The organism is Nostoc favosum CHAB5714, from assembly GCF_020829495.1.
Classification (GTDB): Bacteria; Cyanobacteriota; Cyanobacteriia; order Cyanobacteriales; family Nostocaceae; genus Nostoc; species Nostoc favosum.
Genome location: NZ_JAIVFQ010000213.1, coordinates 1 through 3,967 on the forward strand (window position 1 = coordinate 1; position 3,967 = coordinate 3,967).

General features: G+C 49.3%; 4 protein-coding genes. 2 read left to right on the top strand and 2 right to left on the bottom strand.

All coding sequences use genetic code 11. The features are described from left to right. The coding region (locus LC586_RS43855) for an AfsR/SARP family transcriptional regulator (protein ID WP_229491287.1) at nucleotides 1-485 on the bottom strand (485 nt) is incomplete at its 3' end. 714 nt (nucleotides 486-1,199) lie between these two features. Next, nucleotides 1,200-2,114, bottom strand: a complete 915-nt coding sequence (locus tag LC586_RS43860) for a response regulator transcription factor (protein WP_229491288.1) — start codon at nucleotides 2,112-2,114, stop codon at nucleotides 1,200-1,202. Nucleotides 2,115-2,578: 464 nt separating this feature from the next. Between LC586_RS43860 and LC586_RS43865 the strand changes: the two genes are divergently transcribed. Further along, nucleotides 2,579-3,748 carry an MraY family glycosyltransferase gene (locus LC586_RS43865; protein WP_229491289.1) on the top strand — a complete coding sequence of 390 codons (1,170 nt, stop codon included), beginning with the start codon at nucleotides 2,579-2,581 and terminating at the stop codon, nucleotides 3,746-3,748. Between the two features lie 22 nt (nucleotides 3,749-3,770). Further along, the coding region (locus LC586_RS43870) for a glycosyltransferase (RefSeq protein ID WP_229491290.1) at nucleotides 3,771-3,967 on the top strand (197 nt) is incomplete at its 3' end.

Genomic DNA, 3,967 nt, shown 5'->3' on the forward strand with positions numbered 1-3,967 from the left:
CCGATCTTAAGGATCACGTCGTCACGAAGTTTAGCGCGTTTGATATCCAGCCATTCATCGAAATCAGAGTTGTCTGGTTCATTCTGCGCCAGAAGATCGCCGTGATAAAGTTCGGAAATCTTGAGGGCGGATTCCGGGCCTCCTTGTTCGGCACAGTTGAAAAACTCGACAAGGTCTATTTCGAGAAGGCCTTGACTGACGGAGGCTAGATTGAGCCTGACATAGGCAGCATCGCTTTCAATCAGGGTGATGCCGAATTGTTCCTGAAATCTGCGAATGCGCGCGAGGCTTTGACGTAAGTTCATGCTGGCATGGGCCTGGTCGGTTTCCGACCAGAGTATTTGTGCCAGTTTAGCGCGCGATACCGAGTGGCGGTTGCTCTCCAGGAGGATGTAGGTGACAATGCGCAGGAAGTTCGTAGGTGCGCGCGGGACCAAGTGCCCGCCGATACTAACCGTAGCCTCTCCTAAAACCGTCAACCGCATGATGGCTAAAGCCCCCGTATGTCACCCTTATTTATGATTAGAGATGCGTATTATTGTTGTTTACTTCCTGTCCTCGCAATCAAATCTACTATAGCTTGCAGTAGTTCTCTATAGTAATTATCAACCTAAGTCGTAATAAATTGGAATTAAGCAGGGTGGTCGTCATTTCACCCAATGATGTATGATGAGCTTAAAATTACCCCGAAATGGTTGATTTTGATATAAAATGCGTTCGGCCTTGGATTGCTTCAAGCTGGGCGCGAATGGGTGATATAACGAATCAATTATAAATAAGTCAATTTTATTGATTCATTGTATTTTATTTTTAAATTATTTGGTATTCACATATTTATGATTTTCCATAAATATATGAATACAAAATATAGTGCTTATATACCAAAGATACTGGAAATATATTCACATTGAGTGATGTCGGCAATGTTGGGGAGTACTCCGCGTCAGTGCGTATCGCCGTTGACGAATGCGCGCCAAGCCCGCTCATCCAACTCGCATCGACATTGTGTATGGCCCGGCCGCGGCGCAGGGCATGCACAATGTCGATGGTCAAGGTCGTTTGACGGCCCGCCGCCGGCGGAGAAAGCAGGTTCATAAGCCAACATCCGACATTTGTTGCGTGGGGATGGGTTCGGTTGGGCTGAACAATCCGAAGAGCGCCATGTCATTCTGAGACAGGCCGGTTCACGGCGCTCTCCTTCAGATATTGATCATTAATTCCGTTATCTCCGTATTGCGGCTGAAGGCTCGCTCGGTATTGCGGCTGAAGGCCGATTGCAGAGATTCATGATCAAGGTGATTACGGTATACTGCCGCGGCCTGTGTGCGGTTGTGCACCTTGAGCTTCCGAATGAGATTGTGAACATGGACTTTGACCGTGTGGTCGGAAAGGCTGAGCCGGTCAGCGATGGTCTTGTTTTGCAGCCCTTCGGAGAGAAGCTCGAGAATTTGATGTTCGCGCAACGTCAATGTATCGATTGGCTTGGTGCCGGACATCGGTCCCCTTTTACCCTCCACCAGTGACGGTTGTGGATGGCGGGCGTGGCCGTCCTTCGCCAGTTTTTCCAGCGATTGCATGGCACCGTATGGGTAATATTCACCGCCATTGAGCAGCAGCCATATGGCAGCCAGCCAGATGTCGAGCTTCAAGGTAAACGGAAGCAGTCCCTGGATTCTTCGGTCGCAGAACAACCTGTTCAACCCCTGCGATGCAAATCCGTCGCCATTGATCATGAGCGTGATGGATGCATTCGGAAAACATGTCCTGCAGCGTTCAATACAATCCGGGAGGTCGGTGATCAGCTCGGTCTGCAAAAGGACCAATCCAACGCCCATGTCGGGGTCCTGGGAGTCCGGCAGAAAACTCGACAGTGTTATCCGAATATCAGCGAATGTTCTTTCCAGTGACTTCACAAGTCCTTGAAAGACGACCCCCGTTTCAGCATAAATGAAGATGGCATTTTCAGATTTGCTTTCAAAGTTCTTTCCGGGTTCGTAGGTCACGCATTCACTTATATTAAAAGGTACATTACCGTTCATACTTGCCCCCATTTTTGGCAGGAATAGACCTGCAAGTTTTTTGTTTTTTCTGTTATTTTTTACCCAAGTAATCAATAAGATTGATCTACGTGGAAATGCATATATGGCATTAATAAAGATTAACTTAGTTATTTGAGAGTGACGCGGGCGTGATTGACTACGAAGATTGATTATTTGGAGCTGTTTCAGATAGGCCAGATAGTTTGCTTATTCAGGCCGAGGTCATAGTTCCGGTAGTTCAAAGTTTTTACCTGCGGGGGAAATATAGTCTGATAGGCTTGTTATACCAAAGCTTTAGTAGGCCTTGCTCGCGAAGTATGTGAAGGAAATGCGGTGCCGGGCAGAAATGATGGCACCCGTGTTTGTGACCGTACTCAAAAGGTCCATGCTACCTCATACTTCAGGCGGACCTTCTCGTCTTTTCTCCTAAATGGAATTGGTTCGAGCGTCGCGCTACCTTTTTGGGAAAAGCATTCACGTCAACAATGAAGGTGATGACACTTGGCATTGGTGAATGCACGACCAAGTGGGGGTAGACCTTGTTGTTCTGGTTCACCAGCTGTTTTGCAACGCTGTCAATGACGGTATTGCTTATAGAATTTCTCAAAAAGGCTTCCCATACATTGGCGCTCGTCGATTATCCGGATAGCCGAAAACAACACGAAAACGTTGTTCCGTTGTGTGGCGGGATCGCGATCTTTTCCGCATTTTTTCTGGTCAGTCTTTTCTCCCGAGGCGTAGCGCCTTTTCCGGTCAGTTTCTGGATCGGGATTCTGATAATCCTGGGCATCGGCGTGATGGACGATCGAACGGAACTTTCGGCGCGAACGCGGCTCGTTGTGCAATTCTTGGCAAGCGCCATTCTGATAATCCCGCTGGCAGCACCGAGTATCTATGTAGCAAACATGCTGCCGCTGGCGCTTATTGGTTCAGCGCTGCCTGTCCTCACAATCATTGCTATTCTGTTCGTTATTGGGCTGGTCAATTCATGGAACATGATTGATGGCGTGGATGGACTTGCAGGTGGTTGTGCTGCAGCTGCCCTTTTCTGGATAAGTCTGCTTTCGTTTTATAAGGGACTTGGAGAACTGGGCGTTTCCGGCCTTGTTCTTCTCGCTGCGGTTTGCGGTTTTCTTCTATTCAACATGCGAAGCCCCTGGTCTGCACGGGCCAAAATATTCCTTGGCGATGCTGGCAGTACAGCGCTGGGTGCAGCCATTGCCTATTTGATCATCACTTTGTCGCGGCAGAGCGAGATTGCCTTTCCTGTCTTGCTCTGGATCGTCATTGTGCCGGTCACAGATACCATCAGTCTTATCGTGAGAAGGCTGCATGCGGGGCGCAATCCGCTAACGGCTGATCGCTGGCATCTGCATCACTTGCTGCTGGACAGGTCGCATTCCCACGCGATGACCACAAACATCATTGTGGCATCGTCTGCGATCTGCGGTGGCGTCGGGGCCGTCGGTGTTCTGTTGGGAGCCTCCAATTACCTCATGACATTTGGACTGTTCATACCGGTCGCCATTCATTCGGCGTTTGTCTTCATGTCGAATGGCACCAGCAACACCGTCCGTATGCGTCCGGTAACTATGGGCCAGCTCAATCCTGTTTCGCCAGTTCTTCTCCGCGCGGAGGCGAGCAAGAACTTCGGCACAAATCATCAATCGGCGCAACCGAAACCCGGCATATTGTCGGACCCGGTTTAGCACCTACGAATGGAGTGTTCACGTGTCAGTATCTGTCCTGATCATGACGCTAAATGAGGAAGCAAGTCTTCCGGCCTGTCTGGCATCACTGTCCTGGTGTGACGACATCGTCATTCTGGATTCCTTCAGCACCGATCAAACGCTCGAAATAGCCCGAAAGGCAGGCGCGCGGATTTATCAGCACAAATATGAAACTGAAACCAAGCAGCGCATGTACGG